23 protein-coding genes are annotated in these 24054 nt (G+C 68.9%); 16 read left to right on the forward strand and 7 right to left on the reverse strand.

All coding sequences use genetic code 11. The annotated features are described in order from the left end of the window. Positions 1-4: 4 nt before the first annotated feature. The 3 genes from AC3A6G_RS14425 to hisD are packed head-to-tail and all read right to left on the reverse strand — an operon-like array spanning position 5 to position 3146. On the reverse strand, positions 5-1063 hold the full coding sequence (locus AC3A6G_RS14425; protein ID WP_487860227.1) for a LacI family DNA-binding transcriptional regulator: 1059 nt from the start codon (positions 1061-1063) through the stop codon (positions 5-7). Next, positions 1060-1827: an SDR family NAD(P)-dependent oxidoreductase gene (locus AC3A6G_RS14430; RefSeq protein ID WP_487860226.1), complete on the reverse strand. Its 768-nt coding sequence runs from the start codon at positions 1825-1827 to the stop codon at positions 1060-1062. Before AC3A6G_RS14430 ends, AC3A6G_RS14425 begins: the two co-directional genes overlap by 4 nt. After that, positions 1824-3146 carry a histidinol dehydrogenase gene (gene hisD / locus AC3A6G_RS14435; RefSeq protein ID WP_487860225.1) on the reverse strand — a complete coding sequence of 441 codons (1323 nt, stop codon included), beginning with the start codon at positions 3144-3146 and terminating at the stop codon, positions 1824-1826. Before hisD ends, AC3A6G_RS14430 begins: the two co-directional genes overlap by 4 nt. Before the next feature lie 116 nt (positions 3147-3262). On the opposite strand from hisD, the gene AC3A6G_RS14440 reads away from it, so the two are divergent. The 4 genes from AC3A6G_RS14440 to AC3A6G_RS14455 all read left to right on the forward strand — a co-directional run bounded on the left by AC3A6G_RS14440 (position 3263) and on the right by AC3A6G_RS14455 (position 5915). Next, a complete protein-coding gene (locus tag AC3A6G_RS14440) occupies positions 3263-3766 on the forward strand; it encodes a helix-turn-helix transcriptional regulator (RefSeq protein WP_487860224.1) in 504 nt (167 codons plus the stop codon). Beyond that, positions 3763-4173: a VOC family protein gene (locus AC3A6G_RS14445; protein WP_487860223.1), complete on the forward strand. Its 411-nt coding sequence runs from the start codon at positions 3763-3765 to the stop codon at positions 4171-4173. The genes AC3A6G_RS14440 and AC3A6G_RS14445 overlap by 4 nt, the downstream gene beginning before the upstream one ends. Before the next feature lie 92 nt (positions 4174-4265). Continuing rightward, positions 4266-4925: a hypothetical protein gene (locus AC3A6G_RS14450; protein WP_487860222.1), complete on the forward strand. Its 660-nt coding sequence runs from the start codon at positions 4266-4268 to the stop codon at positions 4923-4925. A 102-nt stretch (positions 4926-5027) separates the two neighbouring features. Beyond that, positions 5028-5915 carry a pirin family protein gene (locus tag AC3A6G_RS14455; protein ID WP_487860221.1) on the forward strand — a complete coding sequence of 296 codons (888 nt, stop codon included), beginning with the start codon at positions 5028-5030 and terminating at the stop codon, positions 5913-5915. Between the two features lie 58 nt (positions 5916-5973). On the opposite strand, the gene AC3A6G_RS14460 is transcribed toward AC3A6G_RS14455, so the two are convergent. Further along, the gene (locus AC3A6G_RS14460) at positions 5974-6870 is read right to left on the reverse strand and encodes a LysR family transcriptional regulator (RefSeq protein ID WP_487860220.1); all 897 of its coding nucleotides are present in this window, start codon (positions 6868-6870) and stop codon (positions 5974-5976) included. Between the two features lie 150 nt (positions 6871-7020). Here AC3A6G_RS14460 and AC3A6G_RS14465 point away from each other — a divergent pair, with 150 nt between their 5' ends. Beyond that, positions 7021-7674 carry a hydrolase gene (locus AC3A6G_RS14465; RefSeq protein WP_487860219.1) on the forward strand — a complete coding sequence of 218 codons (654 nt, stop codon included), beginning with the start codon at positions 7021-7023 and terminating at the stop codon, positions 7672-7674. Between the two features lie 113 nt (positions 7675-7787). On the opposite strand, the gene AC3A6G_RS14470 is transcribed toward AC3A6G_RS14465, so the two are convergent. Beyond that, positions 7788-8690 carry an amidohydrolase family protein gene (locus AC3A6G_RS14470; RefSeq protein ID WP_487873930.1) on the reverse strand — a complete coding sequence of 301 codons (903 nt, stop codon included), beginning with the start codon at positions 8688-8690 and terminating at the stop codon, positions 7788-7790. Between the two features lie 15 nt (positions 8691-8705). Beyond that, positions 8706-9629 (reverse strand): protein NO VEIN domain-containing protein, encoded by a 924-nt coding sequence (locus tag AC3A6G_RS14475; RefSeq protein WP_487860217.1) that lies wholly within the window; start codon positions 9627-9629, stop codon positions 8706-8708. 139 nt (positions 9630-9768) lie between these two features. On the opposite strand from AC3A6G_RS14475, the gene AC3A6G_RS14480 reads away from it, so the two are divergent. Next, on the forward strand, positions 9769-10269 hold the full coding sequence (locus AC3A6G_RS14480; RefSeq protein WP_487860216.1) for a YbhB/YbcL family Raf kinase inhibitor-like protein: 501 nt from the start codon (positions 9769-9771) through the stop codon (positions 10267-10269). A 32-nt stretch (positions 10270-10301) separates the two neighbouring features. Here the strand turns inward: AC3A6G_RS14480 and AC3A6G_RS14485 are convergent, their stop codons facing one another. Continuing rightward, complete coding sequence (locus AC3A6G_RS14485; protein WP_487860215.1) at positions 10302-10997, reverse strand: Crp/Fnr family transcriptional regulator; 696 nt, start codon at positions 10995-10997, stop codon at positions 10302-10304. Between the two features lie 109 nt (positions 10998-11106). Here AC3A6G_RS14485 and AC3A6G_RS14490 point away from each other — a divergent pair, with 109 nt between their 5' ends. From AC3A6G_RS14490 to AC3A6G_RS14535, 10 genes are all read left to right on the forward strand, one after another. Next, positions 11107-12678: a tannase/feruloyl esterase family alpha/beta hydrolase gene (locus AC3A6G_RS14490; RefSeq protein WP_487860214.1), complete on the forward strand. Its 1572-nt coding sequence runs from the start codon at positions 11107-11109 to the stop codon at positions 12676-12678. A 143-nt stretch (positions 12679-12821) separates the two neighbouring features. After that, the gene (locus AC3A6G_RS14495; RefSeq protein ID WP_487860213.1) at positions 12822-14744 is read left to right on the forward strand and encodes a sensor histidine kinase; all 1923 of its coding nucleotides are present in this window, start codon (positions 12822-12824) and stop codon (positions 14742-14744) included. A gap of 283 nt (positions 14745-15027) precedes the next feature. Continuing rightward, a complete protein-coding gene (aztA, locus tag AC3A6G_RS14500; RefSeq protein ID WP_487860212.1) occupies positions 15028-15783 on the forward strand; it encodes a zinc ABC transporter ATP-binding protein AztA in 756 nt (251 codons plus the stop codon). Then, complete coding sequence (locus tag AC3A6G_RS14505) at positions 15780-16652, forward strand: metal ABC transporter permease (RefSeq protein ID WP_487860211.1); 873 nt, start codon at positions 15780-15782, stop codon at positions 16650-16652. Before aztA ends, AC3A6G_RS14505 begins: the two co-directional genes overlap by 4 nt. Positions 16653-16658: 6 nt before the next feature. After that, positions 16659-17555, forward strand: a complete 897-nt coding sequence (locus tag AC3A6G_RS14510; protein ID WP_487860210.1) for a metal ABC transporter solute-binding protein, Zn/Mn family — start codon at positions 16659-16661, stop codon at positions 17553-17555. 74 nt (positions 17556-17629) lie between these two features. Continuing rightward, positions 17630-19726, forward strand: coding sequence for a TonB-dependent siderophore receptor (locus AC3A6G_RS14515; RefSeq protein WP_487860209.1), 2097 nt, complete (start codon positions 17630-17632; stop codon positions 19724-19726). Further along, the gene (locus AC3A6G_RS14520; protein ID WP_487860208.1) at positions 19726-20712 is read left to right on the forward strand and encodes an ABC transporter ATP-binding protein; all 987 of its coding nucleotides are present in this window, start codon (positions 19726-19728) and stop codon (positions 20710-20712) included. Before AC3A6G_RS14515 ends, AC3A6G_RS14520 begins: the two co-directional genes overlap by 1 nt. Further along, positions 20709-21950 (forward strand): ABC transporter substrate-binding protein, encoded by a 1242-nt coding sequence (locus AC3A6G_RS14525; protein ID WP_487860207.1) that lies wholly within the window; start codon positions 20709-20711, stop codon positions 21948-21950. Before AC3A6G_RS14520 ends, AC3A6G_RS14525 begins: the two co-directional genes overlap by 4 nt. Next, the gene (locus AC3A6G_RS14530) at positions 21947-23035 is read left to right on the forward strand and encodes a FecCD family ABC transporter permease (protein WP_487860206.1); all 1089 of its coding nucleotides are present in this window, start codon (positions 21947-21949) and stop codon (positions 23033-23035) included. Before AC3A6G_RS14525 ends, AC3A6G_RS14530 begins: the two co-directional genes overlap by 4 nt. Before the next feature lie 71 nt (positions 23036-23106). Next, complete coding sequence (locus AC3A6G_RS14535; protein WP_487860205.1) at positions 23107-24024, forward strand: LysR substrate-binding domain-containing protein; 918 nt, start codon at positions 23107-23109, stop codon at positions 24022-24024. Positions 24025-24054 lie beyond the last annotated feature (30 nt).

Consider the following 24054-nt stretch of genomic DNA (forward strand, 5'->3'; position numbering starts at 1 on the left):
CCGCTCAGGCGGAAGGCGATGAAGCGCCCTTGCGGCGCCGCGCGGCAACGGCGCGCACCGAGTCGCGTTCGATGAGGGCACAGGGAACGACGACGTTGCGCGGCTGCGCGTCGTCGTGCATCTGTTCGTGCAGCAGCTCGACCGTGGCATCGACCATCGGCTCGACGGCCTGCACCGCGGTCGTGAGGCGGTAGGCGCCCCATGCGGCCTGGGGCACGTCGTCGAAGCCGACCACGCTCACGTCTTCGGGCACGCGCAGGCCCAGCTCCTGGCGCAGCACGTCCATCACGGCGATCGCCATGTGGTCGTTGGCGACGAACACCGCATCGGGCCGACGCGCGGCGGGCAGGTTGGCGAACATCGCGCGCGCGGCGGCGCCCGCCTGCACGAAGTCGTAGTGGCCCACCTCGCGGCGGAACAGGGGCATGCCGGCAGCGGCGAGCACTTCGCGAAAGCCGCGCTCGCGCTCGTGGTTGGTGGACGACTTCTCGAGGCCCGCGAGGAACGCGATGCGCTTGTGGCCGCGTTCGAGCAGCAGCCTGGCCACCATGCGCCCGCCCTCGACATTGTCGGAAGTGACCGCGCTGGTGGTGTGGCGCGCGAAGGCGCTGGTGTCGGGCACGCGGTTGAACAGCACCACCGGCACGCCCGTGTCGGCGCACTGGCGCGCGAGCGCGGGCGAGAGCATGGCCGAGGCGATGACGATGCCGTCGATCTGGTACTGCAGGATCTCGTCGAGCACGCCGTCGGTCTCGTCGCCGTCGCTGATGAACATCAGCACGTGGTAGCCCTGCTTCTGCAGCTTCTGCGAGAGCTTCTCGATCACCAGCGGATAGAACTGGTTCTCCAGGTAGCCCATCACCAGCGCGATGATGCGGCTGCGGCGCGTGATCAGGCTGCGCGCCATCGCGTTGGGGCGGTAGCCGAGCGTCTTGGCCGCGATCATCACGCGCTCGCGCGTTTCGTCGGACACGCTCGCACCGGGCGTGAAGGTGCGGCTCACGGCCGACTGCGACACCTTGGCGAGCGTCGCGACATCTTGCGCGGTGGCCTTGGGTTTCATGCGGCGCTCCATCCGCCGTCGAGCATCAGCGCGCTGCCCGTGACGAGGCTCGAGGCCTCGCTCGCGAGGAACACGATGGCGCCCATGATCTCTTCGGTGCGGCCCAGGCGCCCGAGCGCAATGCGCTCGGTGACCCAGCTGCGAAAGCCCGCGTCGGCGAACATGCCGGCCGTCATCGCGGTCTCGATGAAGGTCGGGCAGACCGTGTTGACGCGGATGCCCGCGGGGCCGAGCTCCCAGGCCAGCGCCTTGGTCATGCCCTCGACCGCATGCTTGCTCGCGCAGTAGAGCGTGCGGCGCGGGCTGCCGACCACGCCCATCTGCGACGACACAGTGATGATCGAGCCCGGCAGCGTCGCCTCGACGAGCATGCGCGCCACGGTGCGCGTGACGTACAGCGTGGCCTTCACGTTCAAGTCGAACACCGCGTCGATGTCCTCGTCCTCCACCTCGACCAGCGGCTTGGGTCGGTTCAGGCCCGCGTTGTTCACGAGGATCTGGAACGGCGCCGCCGCGCCGAGCGCGCGGGTTACCGCGGCCGAGTCGGTCACGTCGAGCACGAGGTGCTCGCAGGCGCCGCCCTCGGCGCGGATCAGTTCGCAAGCCTCGCGCAGCTGCGCCTCGGAGCGCGCAGCGAGCGTGACGTGGGCACCGGCGCGTGCGAGCGCCGCTGCCGCGGCCAGGCCGATGCCGCGGCCCGCGCCGGTCACCAGCGCGCGCTGGCCATCGACGCGAAAGCTCGGCGAAGGCGGCAGAACGCTCATGGCGCCAGCGCCGGCACCGGCTCGTACCAAGGCACCTCGGCGCGCGTGCCGTAGCGGCGCACGCGCAGGTTGGCCTGCTCGCCGTGGCCTGCGAAGTTCTCCATGTGGCACAGGCGCGAGCAGTACTCGCCCATCGTTGCGCTGGCTTCGTCGGTCAGCACCTTCTGGAAGGTGCAGGTCTTCAGGAACTTGCCGACCCACAGCCCGCCCGTGTAGCGCGCGTTGCGGTTGGTGGGCAGCGTGTGGTTGGTGCCGATGACCTTGTCGCCGAAGCTCACGTTGGTGCGCGGGCCCAGGAACAGCGCGCCGTAGTTGGTCATGCGCTCGAGAAAGTAGTCGGGGTCGCGCGTGAGCACCTGCACATGCTCGAAGGCCAGCTCGTTGGCCTTGGCGAGCATTTCTTCCTGCGTGTCGCACACGATGACCTCGCCGTACTCGGCCCAGCTCACCGAGGCGATGGCCGCGGTCGGCAGCACCGTGAGCTGGCGCTCGATCTCGGCCATGGTGTCGTGCGCCAGCTTCTCGCTGGTGGTCAGCAAGATCGCCGGCGAGGTCGGGCCGTGCTCGGCCTGGCCCAGCAGGTCGACCGCGCACATCTCGCCGTCGGCCGAGTCGTCGGCGATCACGAGCGTTTCGGTCGGGCCGGCGAACAGGTCGATGCCCACGCGGCCATAGAGCTGGCGCTTGGCCTCGGCCACGTACATGTTGCCGGGGCCCACCAGCATGTCGACCGGCGCGATGCTCTCGGTGCCGACAGCCATCGCCACCACCGCCTGCACGCCGCCGAGCACGAGGATCTCGTCGGCGCCGGCCATGGCCATTGCCGTGACGATCGCCGGATGCGCCGCGCCCTGGAACGGCGGCGCCGTGGCCACGATGCGCTTCACGCCCGCGACCTTCGCGGTCAGCACGCTCATGTGGGCCGAGGCCAGCAGCGGGTATTTGCCGCCGGGGATGTAGCAGCCCACCGCATCCATCGGGATGTGGCGGTGGCCCAGGACCACGCCGGGGTAGGTCTCGACCTCGACGTCCTTCATCGAGTCGCGCTGGATCTGCGCGAAGTTGCGCACCTGCGCCTGCGCGAAGGCGATGTCCTCGATCTCGCGCGCCGAGAGGCTCTTGCGCGCCTTCTCGATCGCGTCGGCACCCAGCCGGAAATCGGCCGGGTCCCAATTGTCGAACTGGCGGCTGTACTCGCGCACGGCCGCGTCGCCGCGCGCCTCGATCGCCTTGACGATGCCCTCGACGGTCGCGCGGACCTTGGCGTCGTCGTCGGCACGCACTTGCACGTCCTTGCCGCGCTTCAGATGTCTGATCATTCGGTGGTTGCTCCAGGGTGGGGATCTTGCATACGCATGCAATGTCACGGTCTTGCATGCGTATGCAAATGAGCGTTTACCCTTAGTCGATGGACCCATAAGTAGCATCGCCTCGCATGAAAGAAGAAGAAGCCACGCGCCCCGACCCCGCCTTGCTGCGCCGGCTGCTGCGCGCCAAGGACCGCATCGACGCCGCATCGCACGAGGCCTGGCCCGTGGCACGGCTCGCGCAAGTGAGCGGCGTGTCCGAGGCGCACTTCGCGCGGTCGTTCAAGCAGGCCTTCGGCATTCCGCCGCACCGCTACCTGCTGACGCGCCGCATCGAGCGCGCGGTGGCGCTGCTGTGCGAGACCGATGACCCGATCACCGACATCGCGTTCGCCACCGGCTGGGCGAGCCTCGGCACCTTCGGCCGCATCTTCCGCGACATCACCGGCGAAAGCCCCAGCGAGGTCCGCGCGCGCGCCGGCACGCTGCGGCCCGAGGCGCTCGGGCGCATGCCGGCCTGCATCGTCCATGCCGCCGAGCGGCCGGACTTGCGAACCGCAGTTTTGGAGAAGCGGCGCCGGGAGATGGACGGTACAACCGGATCCGTTCATCAACACAAGGAGATTCCATGAGCCAGAACGGCATCGAGGTGGCCGGCGTGTACGTGCGCGACCAGGACGAGGCGCTCGCGTTCTATGTCGACAAGCTCGGTTTTCGCGTCCACACCGACGTGGGCAACGGCAGCTATCGCTGGCTCACGGTGCAGCACCCCGAGCAGCCCGCGTTTCAGCTCGGCCTTTTCGTGCCCGGCCCGCCGGTGCATGACGAGGCCACCGCAAAAACGCTGCACGAGAGCGTGGCCAAGGGCGCGATGCCGCCGCTCGTGCTGGCCGTGGACGACTGCCGCGCCGCCTACGACCGGCTGCTGGGCCGTGGGGTCGAGTTCACGCAGGAACCGATCGAGCGCTACGGCACGGTGGATGCGGGGTTTCGCGATCCGTCGGGGAATGGGTGGAAGATGATCGAGCGGCGGGGGTAGATAGAAACACGCAAGAAGCGCCGGCTTCTTGCGGGTATCCTCCGGGCGCGCTGCGCAGACCCGCGAAGCGCCAGACACGGAGAACCCCAGGCATGCGGCAGGACGATTCCCGCGATCCCTCGCTGGATCACAGCAGGGCTTCGACGGCGGCTTGGGAGCGGTCGCTTCGGCCCTCGCGATCGACCGGCGCCGTCTGGTTATTGGTCGGTGTTGTCGCGGCGGCTGCGCTGCTCTATGCGGGCTTCAGCCTGTGGCCGGTTGCGCGTCAGGTGCGCGATGCGGCGGTCCGGCAGGTTGCACCCGCTGCAGCCCCACCCGTGATTGCACCGGCACCGCGGCAGGATGCGCGCAGGCGGCCGGAGGCCGAGGCGCCGCCGCGCACCCAGCGCTTCGCCAAGTGCATCTCGGCCGCGGGCGCCATCACCTACTCCGACGGCCCCTGCCCCGCAGGCACAAGGGCCACCGAAGTCGCGGTGAATCCCGATCTCAACCTTGCCGATGGAATGTCAGACGAAGCCAGGCTCGCTTCGATGCGGGACAACCGCGCCAGAGCGCATGCCGTGGTCGAGCACGAGCGACGCGTGGCGGCGAACGTCGACAGATCGACGAGCTCGGAGTGCGCGCAGCTAAAAGCATTGATTGAAGCGATCGATGCCGCGGCACGCCAGCCGTTGTCCGCGTTCAGGCAGGACCAATTGAAGGATGAGCGCAGGCGCGCGCATGACCGGCGGTTTGCGCTGCGGTGCGGGTGAGGTGGCCTGATGTTCCGCCTTTCGCGACACTGATGTCCGGGTTGCAGGGCTAGTGCGGCACGCTTCGCAACCTTAGATTTGCACCACACAAGGAGCGAAATCATGCAAGCAACCCAGAACAGGCGCATCGTCTACCGCACCCGCGGACAAGGCCACGGCGGGATCACTCGCCTGATGAGCCCGTCCGACCTCGGCGAGAGTTTGAAGCCGTTTGTGTTTCTGGACCTTTTCAACATGGAGCGCCCGCTGCTCGACGCCATGCGCGCCGGGGCCGGCATGTCGATTCATCCGCATTCGGGGATCGCCACTGTGACGGTGCTCACCGAAGGCCGGATGAAGTTCGACGACCCCTCGTCTGGCACTGGCATGCTGTCGTACGGGGGCGTCGAATGGTTGCGCGCGGGCAGCGGCGTCTGGCACGGCAAGGAACTCACGCCGGACGACGTGCCGCTGGTGCAGGGCTTCCAGCTGTGGCTCGCATTGCCGCCGGCGCTGGAGAACGGGTCGCCGGAAAGCCGCTATCTTGAGCCGCAGAGCATCCCCTCGGCAGGCCCTGCCCGCGTCATCCTCGGAGAGCATGCGGGCGTGCGCAGCCCGACGCCTGCGCCCGTGGGCATCAACTACCTGCTCGTGACCCTCGAGGCCGGCGGATCTTGGACTTACCAGCCGCCCGCGGGTCATTCGGTCGGCTGGCTGGCGGTGGCGCGCGGAACCCTGGAGGCCGGCACATCCGTGCGCACGGGCGATATGGTGGTCTTCGAGGACGCGGTGGAACCGATCACCGTGCAGGCCGGCATGGGTGGCGATGCGGTGTTCGTGCTGGCATCTGCCATCCCGCACCCGCATGAACTGCATTTGGGCAGCTATTCGGTACACACCTCCGCGCAGGCGCTCGAAGCCGGCGAGCGTCGCATCGAGGCACTGCGCGAGCAGATGGTTGCGGCGGGAAATCGGCGAACACCCACGGGGAACGTCCCGGTGTTTCGCTGACAGGCCGCCCGCATCTTCTGGGCAGAGCCCAGCCCTGCAACACGCCCCGAGACACCGTTCAAGCGTCCGCAGTCCAGCCTGATTTGCCAGGCGGATCGCAGTACTCGATCAGGAGCTCGGTCAGCACACGTATCTTCCGGGCGGGGTGCTGGCCCGGTGGCCGGACGACGAAGGCGCCGGCCGGCGGCGGTGGATACCGGGTCATGACGGGGACCAGTGCGCCGGCGACCACATGCTCGTCCGTGAGCCAATCGGGCACATACGCGATGCCGAGCCCTGCGACCGCCGCAGCAACCAGTGCGATGCCGTTGTCGGCCTTGAATCGGCCCTGCGGTCGCACGGTGAGGATCCGGTCGCCATCCATCAACCTCCAGGCCTCGGTTCCCTGCATCAGGGCTTCGTGGGCCACCAATTCTTCTGGCGTTTCCGGCGCCCCGTGTGCGCTGACATAACCCGGACTCGCGACCAACTTTCCGTAGACCGGGCCGACGCGCCGCGCGATAAGGTTGGAATCCTCCAGGTAGCCCACCCGTATCGCGCAGTCGAAGCCCTCCGCGATGAGGTCCACGAAACGATCGCTGTAGGACGTCTGCATTTGCAGTTGAGGATGTCGCCGCGCCATCTCGGCGAGCATGGGTGCGAAGTGGGTGGGCCCGAAGGACAGCGGCACTGCGATCCTCAAGCGGCCGCGGAGGTCGCCTTCAGGCAGGATCGTCTCTTTCGCCACGTCGATTTCGGTACATACCCTGGCCGCGTGCTCCCGGAACATGGCGCCGGCCTCGGTGAGTGCGGCTCCGCGCGTGGAGCGCGACAACAGTTGAACGCCGAGTTCTCCTTCCAAGCGGACCAGTCGCCGGCTCACCATCGACTTGGAGATGCCGAGCCGAACGGCTGCCGCCGAAACCCCGCCCGCCTGGGCCACCTCGACGAATGTGCGCAAGTCCTCGATGTCCATCCTGGCGTTCCTTGAAGTGCGACACAGATCGCCTAAAGATGGTACTACCGCTCGATCAAGGGGAACGGAATACTCATCGCTGGCGACATCGCCCCGAGCGCATCGACCGCCGGAAACCCCCGCCGCTCAATGCGGCAACAAGGAATCAACATGAACCCTCGCAACGGCCTCTCTTCCCTTCTCCGCCCTGAAGATTCGGTCCTTCTTCTGATCGATCACCAGGCCTACCAACTTGCCAACCTGAACAGTCACGACCCGCAGATGGTCATCAACAACACCGTGGGGCTGGCAAAGGCTGCCAAGGCCTTCGGCGTTCCGACCATTCTGACGAGCGTGATTGCGGAACGCGGCGGGCGCCTGTTCCCGCAGATCACGGACGTCTTCCCCGAGCAGGAGGTCATCGACCGAACATTCATCAACACTTGGCAGGACAAGAAAACTGTGGACGCCGTCAAGGCAACGGGTCGCAAGCAACTCATCATCGCGGGGCTGTGGACCGAAGTCTGCGTCGCGATGCCTGCCATCCACGCGCTGGGCGAAGGCTGGGATGTCACCGTCGTGACCGATGCGTCCGGCGGGATGTCCATCGAGGCGCATCAGGTTGCCATCCAACGGATGCTCGCAGCGGGCGCGAACATGCTGACCTGGCTCGCGGTGACCGCCGAATGGCAGCGCGACTGGGCACGGACCGAAAGCGCTGCTGAGTTGACGACAGTGATCACGCAGCATGCCGGCGCCAGCGGCATCGCGTACCTGTGGGAGCAGCAGTTGCTCAACACGCCTGTGCCCGCCAGCGTGGGCTGACCTTGCACGGGCCGGAGTCTCCGCTGAAGTAAGAGCAGCCAAGGCAACGCCTGGTCGATCCGGGCGCACGCTTTCGTGCGTCGCGCCAGGCGCGATCTCGTTCAGGTCCCCACTCAGCGCGGCAGGTCGAACAACCTCGCCGCATTCCCCCAGGCAATCCTTCGCGCCACATCCACCGGCAACTCTCCAAGCCAAGTGCGATACCCCCGCATGATCTCGTCGTAAGCACTCCAGCGCTGGTTGACCCAGGTGTCGGACCCGATCACAAACCGGTCCGGATACTTGAGCAGCAGCGCACGCCACTCGGGGCACAGCATGCCGCCGCCACACGTCAGCCCCGGCCGATAAGAGAGTTCGCCGACAAGCAGCGGATAGCGCTCGAACAGCGCGTGCACCCGCTCGATCGGCGTGCCGCCGATACCGGTGTGGGCCCAGATCAACCGCAGCGACTGCCCCTTCGACGGCGCATTGGCCATCAGCAAATCGATCGCCACATCGTCGACGTGCGCGAGCACCGCGAGCTTCTGCCGCTCGGCAAGCGCGATCAGCTTCCTGGCGACGGGGCCGTCCGCATTGGCGCTGTCGTACAGATGAAACTCGCCGATGCCGCGGTAGGGGCCGCTTGCGGTGCCGCGCGCGAGTTCGGTCTGCACCATCTCGTAGATGGTCTCGTCGCGGAACCAGTTGGTGTAGTCCTCGCGGTTGCGGTAAAGCCGCACGAAAGGCACCACGGTCACGCCCGCGGCGCGGGTCTCGCGCGATGCGGCGAGCGTCTGCGTGCCGGCGTTGGGGCGCGAGTTCGCGATGATCGCCTGCACCTTGTTGCGCTGCATGCGCGCCAAGGCCTCGGTGGGCGGATAAGGGCCCGTGTTGCCGTCCCAGGCTTCCTGGTTGTAGTGCAGGTGGGTGTCGAACAGCGGGCCGTCATAAGGCCCCTGCGCATGGGCGCCAAGCCCCACTGCAAGACAAGCTGCGACGAGAAACGCGCGGAACGATGCAGTGGTGGCTTTTCTCATCGCATGGCCTGCTTGCTAGATCAGTGGGTTGAAACCAGGCGCCTGGTTCAGCTCCGAGGCCTTGTAGATCTTGTGCTGCGCGGTCGGGCCGCCCGCATCGGACACGACCAGCAGGCGCCAGAGCGGCTCGTTCGCGGCGGCGGCCTGTTCCTCGGGCGAGAGCTTGAAGCCCGGCACGGCCGTCGAGGTGCCCTTGACCGCCACGCGCAGCAGCGTGGCGCCCTTGCCGTTCGACACCTCGATGCCGTAGCCGAGGTTCTGCGCGGTCACGTCGGCGGGCTTGTAGCCGTAGCCGCCGAAGTGGCGCACCACGTAGTCCATGGCGGCGGCCTGCACGTCGCCGGCCGGGCTGCCGGCGGTCGATGCTGCGGCGGCCGCGGGCTCGTTCTGCAGGGGCACGCCGCTGCGCGCGCGCGCGGCCTCGATCTCGGCCTCGCTCGGCACCCAGCCGGGCGCGCCGCGCACCAGCACGGCGAGCAGGCGCTCGGGTTCCCAGGTGGCGACATGCCATTCGGTCTCGTCGCGCACGCGCGTGGAGACCTTCGCGCTCTTGTTGCTTTCGAACTCGGCAATCTCGATGCGGTTGGTCTGCAGCACGGCGCGAAAGCCCTGGCCCGCGTCGAACGTCTGCTTGAGCAGGCCGAGGCGGTCCTTGGCGCGCTGCACCTGCTGGGCGCTGCGCGGGGCACCGCCGGCGCGGCGCTGCACGTCGAGCGACTCGAGGCAGAACCAGCGTCCGCCTTCGCCCACGCTCACGAACTCGGCCCAGACGGTGGCGATCACGTTGTCGCCGGTGGCGAGCCAGGCATGCTCGAAGGGCTTGTCGCGGGCGTCGAAGACGCCCATCTTGGCGACGATCTCGACCGGCGTGAGCCGTGGGCCCGAGAGCCGCATCTCATCGATGACGGCGAGTACCTGGGGGTCGACTTCCTTGTCCATTGTTCAGTGCGTATCCGGCGGGTTTCAAAGGGGGTGGCAGTATGCCGCATCGGGCCATGTGGCCTTGGGCGAGCGCGTTAGCATTTACGCTTTCGCGCCGACGATTTTCCACATCTTCCGACCGAAGGAGCACCGATCGATGTCCACTTCCTTGTTTCAACTCGAGAGCCCCGAATTTCGCGACGGCAGCACCCTGCCCCTCTCGTGCGTCCACAACGTGATGGGCGCGACCGGCGAGAACATTTCGCCCGAGCTCGTGTGGAAGAACCCGCCCGCGGGCACGAAGAGCTTCGTGCTCACGATGTACGACCCCGACGCGCCCACGGGTTCGGGCTGGTGGCACTGGGTGGTCTACGACATTCCTGGGTCCGCCACCTCGCTGCCGCGCGGCGCCGGCGCGGCCGACGGCAAGCTGCTGCCCGCGGGGGCAAAGCAGGGCCGCACCGACTTCGGCACGGCCGGCTACGGCGGCGCCGCGCCGCCGCCCGGCCATGGCCCGCACCGCTACATCTTCACGCTGCATGCGCTGTCGACCGACACGCTCGACGTGCCGGCCGACGCCACGGCGGCGTACGTCGGCTTCATGGTCCACATGTCGAGCCTCGGCTCGGCCACGCTGGGCGCGTCCTACGAGCGCTAGCAGGCAGGCAAGGCGCCCGTCGCAGGCGCCGCTCAAGCGGCATGCGCACGCGCGCAGAGCCGCAGGCCGTCGAGGTCCAGCACGTCGATGCTGCCGTAGCGGATCTGCAGCAGGCCGGCATCCTCGAGCTCGTGCAGCGCACGGTGCGCGATCTGCCGCGAGATGCCCGCGAGCCGGCCGATCTCCTCCTGCGAAATCTGCAGCACCAGGCCGGTACGTGGGTTGAGCTGCGGATTGAAGAGTTCGGCCAGGCAGCTCGCCACGCGCGAGCGAATGTCGTGCATGCGGTTGCTCTCGGCCAACGCGATGAACTGGCCGAGCCGAGCGTTGAGCTGGTCGATCATGAAGTGGCAGAAGGTCAGGCTGCTGCCCCGCAGATCGTGAAAGGTCTGGCTCGGCATCAGCGCAACACGGGTGTCGCGCAGCGCAACCACGCCATACGGGCGCAGCTCGCCCTTGAGCACCGAGCCTTCGCCGAGCCAGCCGCCATTGGAGATGCCGCTCAGCGTGGTGCTGCGGCCGTCGGCCGCGAGCACGTCGACCTTGACCATGCCGTCGACCACGCCGATCCAGTGTGTCGCCATGCTCCATTTGTGACAGACGATTTCACCGGCCGCGAAGAAGCGGTCCTGCGTCTCGCGCTCCACTCGCTCGAGCTGCTCGGGCGCCAGCTCGCGCGCCCAGGCCGCCGCTCGCAACATGGCCAGGGTCTGCACGTTGTTTGTCATGGGAAAGACTTTCTTTGTCGGCGCGAATGCCTAGCATGCGCTGCGCAGGCGATGAGGCGATGGTCTTGGCGGCCTGAGTTTATGTGGCAGTACAAACAGGAGACAAATCATGAGAAACCCTCTCTCGATGGCGGGCTGCGCAGCGGCCTGCATTCCCGTGTTGCTCGTGGCCTGCGGCGGGGGTGGTGGCGGTGGCGGCGGGTTCGGCTTTCCGCTGCCGCCGCCCGCGCCCAACCCGCCGCCCGTCGCTTCTGCCGAAGAGAAATGCACGGCCTTCGCCGGCGCATCGCTCGCCGGCGCCACACTGCGTGAAGCGAGCTTCGTCGCAGCCACCGCAACGGCCGCGGAGTACTGCAAGGTCACGGGCAGCCTGCATGGCACGCTCAACTTCGAGGTGCGCCTTCCCACGGCCTGGAACGACAAGCTGCTTTATGCGGGCGGCGGCGGCTGGAACGGCAGCATCAGCATCACGCCCTATTCGCCGAGCGGTGCCACCGGCGGCTATGTGCTCGTCGCCTCGGACGGCGGACGCCAGGGCGACGGCCTGGATGCATCGGACTTTCTGAACAACCCCACCGCGCAGGCCGACTTCGGCTATCTGTCGATCCACTCGGTCAACGAGGTCGCCAAGGAGATCGTGCGCCAGCGCTATGGCAAAGAGGCCACGTTCCGTTATTTCGAGGGCTGTTCGAACGGCGGGCGCGAAGCCCTGGTGCAAGCCACACGCTTTCCGAACGACTTCGACGGCATCGTGGTGCGCGCGCCGGCCTACTCGTTCACCGAGCTGTTCCAGGCCTTCATCGCGAACGGCAAGGCGCTCGCGGCGCCGGGCGGCCAGATCAGCGCCGCCAAGGCCACGCTGATCGCCGACACCGTGCGCGCGCAATGCGACACGCTCGACGGCGCGGCCGACGGCATCGTGAGCAACCAGCTGGCCTGCACCTTCGATCCGGCGGTGCTGCGCTGCACGGCGGGCGACGCCGACACCTGCCTGACCGATCCGCAGGTCGCGACCGCGAAGACCATTTATTCCGAACTCACTCGCGCGGACGGCAGCAGCGTCTATCCGGGCTGGGGCCCCGGCGGCGAGGACCAGGGCTGGCCACTGTGGGTGACCGGCTCCGCGATCGGCGGCACCGGGCTGCAGTTCCAGTTCGGCAGCGGCCTGGTGAAGTACTGGGTCACCGGCGATCCGGCCTTCGACGTGCTGGCCTTCGATCCCGAGATCTACACCGCGGGGCTACGCCTGGCCGCCACCACGCTCGACGCCACGCCCGACCTGCGTTCGTTCTTCGGCCGCGGCGGCAAGATGATCCTCGTGCACGGCACGCACGACTGGGCGATCAGCTACAAGGGTTCGATCAAGTACTTCGACGACGTGGCGACGGCAGTGGGCGGCGCATCGACGCGCGATGCGTCGATGGAGTTCTTCCTCCAGCCCGGCGTCCAGCATTGCGCGGGCGGCGTGGGCCCGGACACCGTCGACCTGGTCGACGCCGTGGTGAAGTGGCGCGAGAGCGGCACCCGCCCGTCGACGCAGGGCATCGTCGCGAAGAAGCTCGATCCCGCGACCCAGGCCGTGGTGCAGGCACGGCCGCTCTGCAGGCACCCCGCCTTCCCGAAGTACAAGGGCAGCGGCGACCTGAACCTAGCCGAGAGCTACAGCTGCCAGGCCTCGTGACGCGCTGAAGAAGCCAGTGCGCGGGGCGCGGCCGCATAGACTCGGCCGATGCACAGCGCCCCCGCCCTCGACATTCATTCAGCTGCCTCGCTGTCCGAGGCGCAGGCTGAAGGCCGCGTCGATGGCGCCAGGATGGCCGACAGATGAACCCGTGGATCGCGGCGCTGGGGCTGGCCTTGCTGCTGGCCGGTCTGCCGGCCGCAGCAGCGCCGGCGCAGAACGCGGAGGCGGTCCACATCACGCGGGCCGCGCTGCTGTCCGTTCCGGGCACGGGCTATTCGGCTGCGCCGAGGCGCGCCGAGGAAGCCGGGCTTCCCACTGACGGATGGCAGCAGGTCGACCTGCCGCACACGGCGAAGCGCGAGCTGGTGCCCACCTCGGCGGGCGGCGTGCACACCGTCACCGACTGGTACCGCATCGACCTGGCCGAGCTCGCCCCCTCGGCGTCGCAGCAGCCACGGCTTCTCTACCTTCCGCGCTGGAAGACGCTGGGTCGCATCGCGGTGTACGGCGACGGCATGCTGCTCTACCAGTCGCAAGGCAGCGCCGTGCACAACGGCTACAACCACCCGCTGCTGCTGCCGCTCAACGCGGCCGCCGACACGCCTGCGCCGACGACGGTGCTGATCCGCGTCGACCGCCTGCGCAGCAGCGGCAGCGGCTTCTCGACGGTGTGGGTGGGCGACCAGGCCGCGCTGAATTGGCGCTACCAGGTTCGGCAGCTGCTGCAGGTGCACCTGCCTTTCGTGGGCGGTGCCGCGTTCCTGGCGGTGGGAATCTTCGCGCTCGCGGTGTGGCTGGGACGGCGGCGCGAGACGCTCTACCTGCTGTTCTTCGCGATCTCGGCGCTGGCCTTCGCGCGCATGCTTCACTACTTCGTGAGCGGCGACTACCTGCCGGTATCGGACGAATGGTTCGAATGGATCACGGTCGCCTCGCTGCTCTGGCTGATCATCCTCATCCACCTGTTCCTCGAGCGCCTGCACCATCAGCCGTCGGCCTGGCTGACGCGCGCGTCGGTCGCGCTGGCGCTGGCCTGCAGCGTCGCGACGCTGCCGGGCGTGTCGGCCGCGGTGCCGAGCCTCTACCTGTTCACGCCCCTGCTCAATCTGTCTGTGCTGCCGGTGGCGGTGCTGATCTTCGCCGTGAACCTGCGCAAGGCGCTGCGCGCCAGGTTGCCCGAGGGGCGGCTGGTCGCGGGCTGGGCCGGCATGGCGGTCGCATTCACCGCCTCCGACGGGCTGCTGCAGAACAACCTGGTCAGCCCCGAGAGCGTGTACACCTCTCCCTACGCGATCATCGGCCTGTTCTTCATCTTCTCGTACATCATGTTCCGGCGCTACACGGGTGCGTTCGACGAGATCGCGCGCTTGAACGAAGGCTTGGCCGAACGCCTCGAGGCGCGCGAAACCGAGCTCGCGCAAAGCTACCAACGACTGCGCGCGGTCGAGAACGAGCAGATGCTCGCGGCCGAGCGGCGGCGCCTGATGCAGGACATGCACGACGGGCTCGGCTCGTCGCTGATCGGCGCGATCCGCTCGGTCGAGCACGGCGCCATGACCAGCGCCGAGATCTCCGGCGTGCTCAGGGGCTGCATGGACGACCTGAAACTCGCCATCGATTCGATGGAGAGCGTGGATGCCGATCTGCTGCTGTTGCTGGCGACCTTGCGCTTTCGGCTGGCGCCTCGCATCGAGAGCGCCGGCCTTGCGCTGCGTTGGGAAGTGCAGCCCGTGCCCCCTTTGCATTGGCTGAACCCCGGCAGCGCGCTGCACATTCTGCGCATCATGCAGGAGTGCGTGGCCAATGTGCTGCGCCACACGCGGGCCAGCACCATCCGCTTCAGCACCGCGGCCGATGCCGAGGGCGTGCGCGTGGTGATCGAGGACGACGGCGAGGGCTTCGCCGTGGCCGAGGCGCTGCAGCGCAGCGGCCGCGGCCTGCGCAACCAGCAGCAGCGCGCAGCAGCCATCGGCGGTACCGCGACCTGGGAGTCCGGCAGCGCCGGCACGCGCTTCACGCTCTGGTTGCCGCTTCGCCAAGAGACCGGCACCGAGACGGCCTGAGTACCGTCTGAGCGTTTGCGCCGGGTGCGGCAGCCTGCTCGCGCACGCCCGGCCGGCGCAGATCATCCGCTTTACTGCGATTGCGTTCGCAATTGCAATAAGATAGTGGCCATGAACCGCTTGACACGCCAACAACGCATCGCCGCACCGAATGCTCCGGTCATGCGCCGGCAGACGCTGGCCCGATGAGCAGCCTGCTGACATCCGGCGCCTGGGCAAGGGTGCTTGGCGCATTGGCGATCGTCGCGCTCCTCTGGCTGGCGGCCGCCTGGGCGCTTGCGCGATGAGTCCGCAATCAGCCACGGCGGCGATCCGGCTGCGCAAACTCACCGTCGCCTACCGCGGCCATCCCGCCGTGCACCACCTGTCGGGCACGTTCGCCGCCGGGTCGCTGACCGCGATCGTCGGGCCGAACGGCGCGGGCAAGACCAGCCTGCTCTCGGCCATGATGGGCCGCATGCCGCCGGCCGAGGGAGACGTGACGTTCGATGTCGGCTGTGCGGGCCGCATCGCCTGGCTACCCCAGCAGTCCGAGATCGACCGCAGCTTTCCGATCCGGGTGTTCGATCTGGTCGCGCTCGGCCACTGGGCCCGCAGCGGGAGCTTCCGCAGGCTCGATGCGGCGCAACGCGACGCCGTGCACCGGGCCATCGCCGCGGTGGGGCTCGAGGGTTTCGAGCGGCGCGGCATCTCGGAACTCTCGGCCGGCCAGTTCCAGCGCGTGCTGTTCGCGCGCGTGCTGCTGCAGGACGCGCCGGTGATCCTGCTGGACGAGCCCTTCAACGCCATCGACGCGCGCACCACGGCCGACCTGCTGGCGCTGGTGCGGCGCTGGCACACCGAGCAGCGCACCGTGGTCGCGGTGCTGCACGACCTCGATCAGGTGCGCGCACACTTCGACTGCACGCTCCTGCTCGCGCGTCGCTGCATCGCCTGGGGCCCGACACCCGAGGCGCTGAGCGCCGGCAATCTGCTGCGCGCGCGCCAGGTGGCCGAGGCCTGGGACGAACGGGCGCCGGTCTGCAGGAAAGCGGCATGACGCTGTCGGCGCTCCTCCTCGAACCCTTCGCCGAGTACGGTTTCATGCGCCGCGCACTCGTTTCTTCGCTCGCGCTCGCCCTCGGCAGCGCACCGATGGGGACGCTGCTGGTGCTGCGCCGCATGAGCCTGGTGGGCGACGCGATGGGCCACGCGCTGCTGCCGGGTGCCGCCGTCGGCTTCGTGCTTGCGGGGCTCTCGCTGCCGGCGATGAGCATCGGCGGCTTCTTCGCGGCGCTGGCTGTGGCGCTGGCCGCGGGCTGGGTCGCGCGGGCCACGTCGCAGCGCGAGGACGCGAGCTTCGCCGCTTTCTACCTGATCGCGCTGGCGCTCGGGGTGCTGCTGGTGTCGGTACACGGCAGCAGCGTCGACCTGATGCACCTGCTGTTCGGCAGCGTGCTGGCCGTGGACGACGCGGCGCTGCTGCTCGTCGTGAGCGTGGCCAGCGTCACCCTCGTCGTGCTCGCCGCGATCTACCGCCCGTTGGTGGTCGAGTGCCTCGACCCGGGCTTCCTGCGCAGCGTCGGCGGACGCGGCGCGCTCGTGCATGGCGCCTTCCTGGTGCTGACCGTCGCGAACCTGGTGGCAGGCTTCCAGGCGCTCGGCACCCTGATGGCGGTCGGCCTGATGATGCTGCCCGCCACGGCCGCGCGCTTCTGGGCCGCCGAGGTCTGGAGCCTGGCGCTCGTCGCGGCGCTGATCGCCGCCTTCTCCGGCTTTGCCGGCCTGCTGCTCTCCTACCACGCCCAGTGGCCCTCGGGCCCCGCGATCGTGCTGGTGGCCGGCGGCGCCTACCTGGTTTCCGTCGCCGCGGGTCCGCGCGACGGCGTTCTCTGGCGCCTCTGGCGCCGCTCCCACCTCAGTCACTGAAGAAACATGAATCCTTCCCGCCGATCCTCGATCGCCGCGCTGCTCGCGCTGGCCACCACCGTTCCCGCATGGGCGCAGAAGCCGCCACGGCCCCTGCGCGTGGTGGCGAGCTTCTCGATCCTGGCCGACATGGTGCGCGAGGTCGGCGGCGATGCGGTCGAGGTCAGCGCGCTGGTCGGGCCCGATGCCGACGCCCATGTGTTCAGGCCCAGTCCGGCCGATGCACGCCGCATCGCAGCCGCGGATCTCGTCGTGGTCAACGGCCTGGGCTTCGAAGGCTGGCTCGATCGGCTGGTCCGGGCCTCCGGATACCGCGGCCCCACCGTGGTGGCGAGCGAAGGCATCGCCACGCGCAAGCTCGGTCGCGGCATCGACCCGCACGCCTGGCAAGACCTCGCGAACGCGCGGCGCTACGTGGAGAACCTGCAACAGGCCCTGGCGCAGGCGCGGCCCGAGCAGTCACCACAGTTCGAGCGGCGCGCTGCCGAGTACATCGGGCGCCTCGATGCGCTGGGGCGCGAGATTCGCGCGCGCTTCGACGGCATCTCGGTGCACTCGCGCCGCGCCATCACGTCACACGATGCCTTCGGCTATTTCGGCGCTGCGTACGACGTCCGCTTTTTCGCACCGCGGGGCATGAGCACCGAGAGCGAGGCCTCGGCCGCCGCCGTGGCCCGGCTGATCGACCAGATACGCAAGGAGAAGGTGCGCGCGGTGTTCGTGGAGAACATCTCCGATCCACGTCTCGTCGAGCGCGTGGCGCGCGAAGGCGGCGTTCACTTGGGCGGTCGCCTCTATTCCGATGCACTCTCGTCGCCCGGCACCGAGGCCGACACGTACCTGAAGCTCTTCGCGCACAACGCGCGGACCATCGCCGACGCGCTCTCGCGAGGCCAGCAATGAGCCGTTCGTTCCACCTCCGCGACGACGCCCCATCTCGCGCTGCAGGCCAGGCAAGCAGGCCGCAGCCCATTGCCATGCTGGCTGCCACGATGTGCCTGTGCATGACCCAGGCCCAGGCGCAGACGGAAGACACGCCAGCGGCGCTCGGCACGGTCACGGTCACCGGCACCCGCGAGCGCGCCTACCGTTCGGTGGTCGCGCCGACCGCGAACAAGAGCGACACCACGGTCAAGGAAACGCCCTTCTCGATCCAGACGGTCACGCGCGAGTTGATCGAGGACCGCGGCATCACCACCTTCGGTGAAGCCGTGCGCACGGTGCCGGGCGTGACGCCGCAGGTCGGCTGGGGCGGCAGCAACGATCGCTTCAGGTTGCGTGGCTTCGCGACTACGGCCAACCTCAAGAACGGGTTTCGCCGCAGCGTGTTCGCGCCCGTCGACGAGCTCGCCAACATCGAGCAGATCGAGGTGCTCAAGGGTCCGGCTTCGGCGCTGTACGGCCGCTTCGAGCCCGGCGGCGTGGTCAACCTCGTCACCAAGAAACCGCAGGACCGGGCCCGCACCGGCTTCGAGCTCACCGCTGGCAGCGACGACTTCTACCGCGCCACCTTCGACAGCACCGGCCCGCTGAGCGACACGTTGCGCTATCGGCTGACGGGATCGTGGCAGGACAACAAGAGCTTTCGCGACTTCGTGGGCGCGCGCACGGCCTTCGTGTCGCCGGTCTTCCAGTGGCAGCTCGGCGCCCGCACGCGCCTGACCGCCGAACTCGAACTCGGCCGGCGCAATGGTTCCTTCGACCGCGGCTTCGGCAACAGCCCGCAGTTCCTGCGGGTGCCGATCCACACCAACTACGCGGAGGCCGACGCGCGCCTGAAGAACGAAAGCGCGCTCGGCTCGGTGGTGCTCGAACACCGCTTCGACAGCGGCTGGGACCTGCGCACGGGCGTGCAGGCCTCGTCCGCCAAGACCGACGCGCTCTGGTATCCGTATGGCTTTCAGGCGCTCAGCGGCGAAGATGGCCTCGATCCCCAGGTCAACCGCCGCAAGCAGCGCAGCATCGACGAGCAGACCGACGTGACGCTGATGGCCGAGATCTCACGGCGCTTCGAAACCGGCGCGCTGAAGCACCGCGTGCTGCTGGGCATCGACGCGAATCGCGACCGATGGGATTTCACGGCGGACGCGAACCTCGGTCCGTTCGGCTTTCCCACGAACCTGCCGATCAGCCTGTACCGGCCGGTCCACGGCACCACGGTGGGGGGCCCGCTGCAGCCCTACGACGCGTCGAACTACAAGAGCCGCAACGTGGGGCTCTACGCCCAGGACGAACTGCAGCTCGGTTCGCAGTGGCGGCTGCTGCTGGGGCTGCGCTACGACCGCTCGCGCACCCAGGCCCGTGCGCAGTACCTGCCGGTGTCCGGCACGCTCGTGCGCTCCGACGACGCGGTGTCCCCGCGCGCGGGCCTGACCTGGACGCCTTCGGCGGCAGCTTCGTTCTATGCGAGCTGGTCGAAGTCGTACCTGACCGAGCCTTTCAACGGCATGCTGCGCGACGGCGCCCTGCCCGCGCCTTCGCGCGGCAGCCAGGTCGAGATCGGCACCAAGCTGAGCCTGCTCGACGGCCGGCTCGAGCCGACGCTCGCGGTGTTCGACATCCGCCGCCGCAACGGCGTGGTGTCGGACCCCGACGACTTCAACTACGTCGTCCAGGTCGGCGAGCAGCGCAGCCGCGGCTGGGAGCTCGACGTGCCGTTCACCGTCACGCCGCAATGGCGGCTGCTGGCGAGCTACACCCAGCTCAAGGCCGAGATCAGCAAGGACAGCGACCCCGACATGATCGGCAAGCTGCTGGCCAACGCACCGCGCCGCAGCGCCAGCTTCTGGTCGACCTACGACTTCCGCGGTGCGGCCACGGGCCTGAGCGCGGGACTCGGCGCGATCTACGTCGGTGCACGCCAAGCCAACACCGGCAACACCTTCGTGCTGCCTTCCTATGTGCGCTGGGACGCCAACCTCGCCTACCGGTTCGGTGCGGCGCAGCGCTACAAGCTGCAGCTGACGGTCCAGAACATCGGCAACAAGCGCTACTACGACTCCGGCGGCGCCTTCGTGCCGACGTTCCCGGGCGCACCGCGCAGCATCATGGCCACCTTCGGCATGACGCTCTGATGGCGCTGCTTGCGCGAGGCCTGGCGGCCGGCTACGGGCGCACGACCTTGCTCGGCCCGCTGGACCTTAGCCTTCCGGCGGGTCGGCTGGTCTGCCTCATCGGTGCCAACGGCGCAGGCAAGTCCACGCTCATCCGCACGCTGTGCGGCATGCAGCCGGCACTCGCGGGCGAGGTCTGCATCGACGGCACGCCGCTTGCGGTGCTCTCGCCGGCCGCGCGGGCACGCAGCCTGTCCGTCGTCCTCACCGAGCGGGTGCAGGTCACGCTCATGACCGGCTACGAGCTCGCAAGCCTCGGCCGCTATCCGCACCTGGGCTGGAGCGGCCGCCTCGGCGCGCAGGACCATGACGCCGTGCGCGCGGCCCTGGCACAGGCCGGCGCTGTAGCGCTCGCGGATCGGCTGGTGTCCGAGCTGTCCGACGGCGAGCGCCAGAAGCTCATGATCGCGCGGGCGCTCGCACAGGAGCCCCGGCTGCTGGTGCTCGACGAGGCCACCGCCTTCCTCGACCTGCCGCGCCGCATCGAGACGATGCAGTTGCTGCTCGACCTGGCGCGCCGGCAACAAATCGCCGTGCTGCTGTCGACGCACGACCTCGAACTGGCGCTGCGCTATGCCGATACGCTCTGGCTCATCGACGGGCAGCGGCAGGTCCACGCGGGGGCGCCGGAGGACCTGGCGCTGAGCGGACTGCTCGGCGCCACCTTCGCGGCCGAGGGACTGGCTTTCGACCTGGAGCGCGGCGAACTGGTGGTCGGGCGCGGCGGCGATCGGCCCATCCGGCTCGAGGGCGACGGCATCCCGGCCGCATGGGCGCGCCGCGCGTTGCAGCGCGCGGGCTTCGTGATCGACGCGCAGGCACTGGACGCGGTGCATGCCATTGCCGAGCGCTACACGCTGCGGCCGGCCAAGGGCGAGCCCCGCCACTACCGCACGCTGGGTGCCCTGGTGGAAGGGCTGACGTTGCACACGCAGGCATCCGCATGAGAACTGCACGTGCGTCTGCGGCGTTCGGCTGCGCGGCGCTGCTGTCGGCCTGCATGCAGATCGCGCCGCCACCGCGCGCGCCCTGGCCATCGGTCGAGGTCGGCGAAGACGGCCCGGCCCGGAACCTGGACGCGGCCTGCGTCGCCGACTACCGCCCCGGCGTCGACTACTTTCCGCAGAAGACGCGCTTCACCCATTCGACCCAGCTGCAGGTCGAGTACGCGCCGCACTACAAGCGCGTGCGCTTCACGCCCAGCGTCGCGACCGGCGAAGTGATCGAGTTTCTCCTCGTGCAGTGCGGCACGCCCACGCCGCCGCACGGACCGCATGTGCCGGTGGTGGAGGTGCCGGTGCGGCGTTTGGTGACCGGCAACTCCGCCATGCTGGGCGCGCTCGACGAACTCGGCCTGGTGGATCGGCTGCACGGCTCGGAAAGCACGCGCGGCGCCACCGTGCCCGCCGTGCGCGAGCGCATCGCGCAAGGGCTGGTGCACGAGATGTCGGGCTACGGCCACGCGTCGATCGAACCGGTGATGGCCGTGCAGGCCGACGTCTACCTGAGCTTCTACTCGGCCTACCCGCAAGGCAATATGCACCCGCGCCTGTGGGAGCTCGGCGTGCGCGCCATCCCGCAGGCGGATCACCACGAACCGCATCCGCTCGGGCGCGCCGAATGGCTCAAGCTGCTGGCGCTGCTTTCGAACCGCGAGGCGCGCGGCGACGCGAGCTTCGCCGAGATCGCGGCGCAGTACGCGCATTGGAAGGCGGTCGCCGCGCAGGCGCGTTCGCGTCCGCGCGTGATGGCCGGGTTCGCGAGCAGCCGCGACACGATCGAGGCCTTCGGCGGGCGCAATCACCGCGCGCAACTGATCCGCGATGCCGGCAGCGAGTATGTGCTCGGCGACGATCCCCGAACCAGCAGCCTGGTCTACGAGCCGTTCGAGAAGGTGTATGCCCAGGGCGCGGATGCCCCGGTCTGGCTCGGCACGCTCGGCGGCCAGGCCGACCGCGAGACATTGGTGGCAGCGAATGCGCTGCACGGCTGGTTCGATGCCGTCGGCGCAGGGCGGGTGTACGCCTGGGACCGCGGCTACACGGGGGCATGGGCCTATCCGTACCAGGACCAGGGCATGACCCGGCCCCACATCCAGCTCGCCGAAGCCATCGGCGCCTTGCACCCGGAACTCGTCGACGACCAAGCCCCGGCCCCGGCCCAGTTCCTTCGCCGCCTGCCATGACCCCATCCTCTCTCGCACCCTCCCCCGCCGCGTCCCCGCGTGCGGCCTCGCCCGGCCGGCGCGCCCGGCGCTGGTTCCCCGCACTCGCGGTGCTGCTGGTCCTGCTGTTCGTGGCCGAGCTGTCGCTGGGCTCGGTCGCGATCCCTGTCGGTGCCATCCTCGAAATGCTCACCACCGGTTCGAACGGGCAGCAGGTCTGGCAGAACATCGTGCTGGGCTTCCGGCTGCCGCGCGCGCTCAATGCGCTGTTCTCCGGCGCCGCGCTGGGTGTGGCCGGACTGCTGCTGCAGACGCTGTTCCGCAATCCGCTGGCAGACCCGTTCGTGCTGGGCATCGTGCATGGCGCGCGGCTCGGCAGCGCGCTGCTCGTCACCTTCGCCGGCGTGGTCGGCAATGCCTTCCTGCTGCGCTACGGGCTGATCGGCGACGTCGGGCTGGCCGTGGCGTCGGTCTGCGGCTCCGCGGCCGTGCTGGGCCTGCTGGCCGTGCTGTCGCGCCGCGTGGGCACGGTCACGCTGCTGATCATCGGCCTGATGCTCGGCTACCTCGCCGTCGGACTGATCAGCGTGCTGATGCACTTCATCGACGAGACCCAGGCGCGGGCGTTCAAGGCCTGGGACGATGCGAGCTTCGCGGGTGCGACCTGGCAGCAGCTGCGCATCCTGATGCCCGGCATCGGCATCGGCCTCGGGGCCTGTGCATTCCTGGTCAAGCCGCTGAACGGGCTGCTGCTCGGCGAAAGCTACGCGGCGTCCATGGGCATGCCGGTCGCGCGCGTCAAGCGCAGCGCGCTCATCACCACCGCCTGGCTCAGTGGTCTGGTCGCGGCCTTCTGCGGTCCGGTCGCCTTTCTGGGCCTGGTGGCGGCGCAGCTCGCGCGAACGCTGATGCGCTGCGCGGACCACCGCGTCCTGCTGCCCGCGGCCGGGCTCGTCGGCGCCGTGCTGGGCCTGGCCGCCGACCTGGTGCTGCACCTGCCGTGGAGCCGCCACGTGTTCCACCTGAACGCGGTCATCGGCCTTGTGGGCGCGCCGTTGGCGCTGTACATGCTGTACCGCACCCGCGCACTGCACAAGGTCGACTAGAAGCGTTTCGCTTTCCGGACTTCGTGGGCGGCAGACAATACACGCGCACGTAACCCGACCCGAGGCGCATCATGGATCTACGTCAGCTCAGCTACTTCATCGCCGCGGCCGAGGAGCGCAACCTTGGCCGAGCGGCAGAGCGACTGCACATGTCGCAGCCACCGCTGACACGGCAGATCAAGGCACTCGAGGAACAGGTTGGCGCGCCGCTGTTCGAGCGCACGCCGCGAGGCATGTTGCTGACGCAGGCCGGCGAAGCGTTGCTGCAGGACGCGCGCGACATCTTCTCGCTGGTCGACCAGGCCACCGATCGCGCACGGCGCGCGGGCGACGGCACCACAGGACGCATCGACGTGGGGCTGCACGGCTCGGCGATGTTCGGCGTCGTGCCCCAAGTACTGACCCGCTTTTCGGACATGCACCCCGGGGTCGAGGTGTCGCTGCACCAGGGACAGACTCACCAGCAGGTCACCGCGATTCGCCAGCGCCGCATCCTGATCGGCTTCGAGCGCATGGTGCCAATGGACGATGACCTGGCCGTCGAACTCGTGGCGCGCGAACGCCTGCTGGTGGCCATGAGCAGCGCGCATCCGTTCGCCCAGCGCAGCGCCATCCCGGTGGCGCTGCTGCGCAACCAGCCGATACTGACCGCATCGTCGCGCTCGGCGCCGGCGATCACACTGCGCCTGTGCCGGGCGGCGGGTTTTGAACCGCGTTTTGCCGCTCAAGCCGGCGATCTCATCATGGCCACCATGATGGCAGGCATCAGTCGCCAACTCGCACTGGTGCCGGAGTCCATGACCAACCTGCGGCTGCCGGGCGTGACCTACCTGCCGCTCGAAACCGCAGGCGAGCCGGCGCACATGGAAGTGCACTGCTTCTATCGCAAGGAGGAGGCATCTCCGGTGCTGCAACGCATGCTGGAGGTCGTGCGCGCGTTCGCTGGCGACGCCGTGCCTTTGGCCGATCGAAGCGCGGTAAACCCTTAGCCGGCAGCCCCCGATACCGCCAAGGTATCG

The organism is Variovorax sp. Soil_C_26, from assembly GCF_057657075.1.

Coding starts and splice junctions, on each gene's coding strand:
- AC3A6G_RS14425 (WP_487860227.1), bottom strand. CDS start 1,063: ATGAAACCCAAGGCCACCGCGCAAGATGTCGCGACGCTCGCCAAGGTG.
- AC3A6G_RS14430 (WP_487860226.1), bottom strand. CDS start 1,827: ATGAGCGTTCTGCCGCCTTCGCCGAGCTTTCGCGTCGATGGCCAGCGC.
- hisD (WP_487860225.1), bottom strand. CDS start 3,146: ATGATCAGACATCTGAAGCGCGGCAAGGACGTGCAAGTGCGTGCCGAC.
- AC3A6G_RS14440 (WP_487860224.1), top strand. CDS start 3,263: ATGAAAGAAGAAGAAGCCACGCGCCCCGACCCCGCCTTGCTGCGCCGG.
- AC3A6G_RS14445 (WP_487860223.1), top strand. CDS start 3,763: ATGAGCCAGAACGGCATCGAGGTGGCCGGCGTGTACGTGCGCGACCAG.
- AC3A6G_RS14450 (WP_487860222.1), top strand. CDS start 4,266: ATGCGGCAGGACGATTCCCGCGATCCCTCGCTGGATCACAGCAGGGCT.
- AC3A6G_RS14455 (WP_487860221.1), top strand. CDS start 5,028: ATGCAAGCAACCCAGAACAGGCGCATCGTCTACCGCACCCGCGGACAA.
- AC3A6G_RS14460 (WP_487860220.1), bottom strand. CDS start 6,870: ATGGACATCGAGGACTTGCGCACATTCGTCGAGGTGGCCCAGGCGGGC.
- AC3A6G_RS14465 (WP_487860219.1), top strand. CDS start 7,021: ATGAACCCTCGCAACGGCCTCTCTTCCCTTCTCCGCCCTGAAGATTCG.
- AC3A6G_RS14470 (WP_487873930.1), bottom strand. CDS start 8,690: ATGAGAAAAGCCACCACTGCATCGTTCCGCGCGTTTCTCGTCGCAGCT.
- AC3A6G_RS14475 (WP_487860217.1), bottom strand. CDS start 9,629: ATGGACAAGGAAGTCGACCCCCAGGTACTCGCCGTCATCGATGAGATG.
- AC3A6G_RS14480 (WP_487860216.1), top strand. CDS start 9,769: ATGTCCACTTCCTTGTTTCAACTCGAGAGCCCCGAATTTCGCGACGGC.
- AC3A6G_RS14485 (WP_487860215.1), bottom strand. CDS start 10,997: ATGACAAACAACGTGCAGACCCTGGCCATGTTGCGAGCGGCGGCCTGG.
- AC3A6G_RS14490 (WP_487860214.1), top strand. CDS start 11,107: ATGAGAAACCCTCTCTCGATGGCGGGCTGCGCAGCGGCCTGCATTCCC.
- AC3A6G_RS14495 (WP_487860213.1), top strand. CDS start 12,822: ATGAACCCGTGGATCGCGGCGCTGGGGCTGGCCTTGCTGCTGGCCGGT.
- aztA (WP_487860212.1), top strand. CDS start 15,028: ATGAGTCCGCAATCAGCCACGGCGGCGATCCGGCTGCGCAAACTCACC.
- AC3A6G_RS14505 (WP_487860211.1), top strand. CDS start 15,780: ATGACGCTGTCGGCGCTCCTCCTCGAACCCTTCGCCGAGTACGGTTTC.
- AC3A6G_RS14510 (WP_487860210.1), top strand. CDS start 16,659: ATGAATCCTTCCCGCCGATCCTCGATCGCCGCGCTGCTCGCGCTGGCC.
- AC3A6G_RS14515 (WP_487860209.1), top strand. CDS start 17,630: ATGCTGGCTGCCACGATGTGCCTGTGCATGACCCAGGCCCAGGCGCAG.
- AC3A6G_RS14520 (WP_487860208.1), top strand. CDS start 19,726: ATGGCGCTGCTTGCGCGAGGCCTGGCGGCCGGCTACGGGCGCACGACC.
- AC3A6G_RS14525 (WP_487860207.1), top strand. CDS start 20,709: ATGAGAACTGCACGTGCGTCTGCGGCGTTCGGCTGCGCGGCGCTGCTG.
- AC3A6G_RS14530 (WP_487860206.1), top strand. CDS start 21,947: ATGACCCCATCCTCTCTCGCACCCTCCCCCGCCGCGTCCCCGCGTGCG.
- AC3A6G_RS14535 (WP_487860205.1), top strand. CDS start 23,107: ATGGATCTACGTCAGCTCAGCTACTTCATCGCCGCGGCCGAGGAGCGC.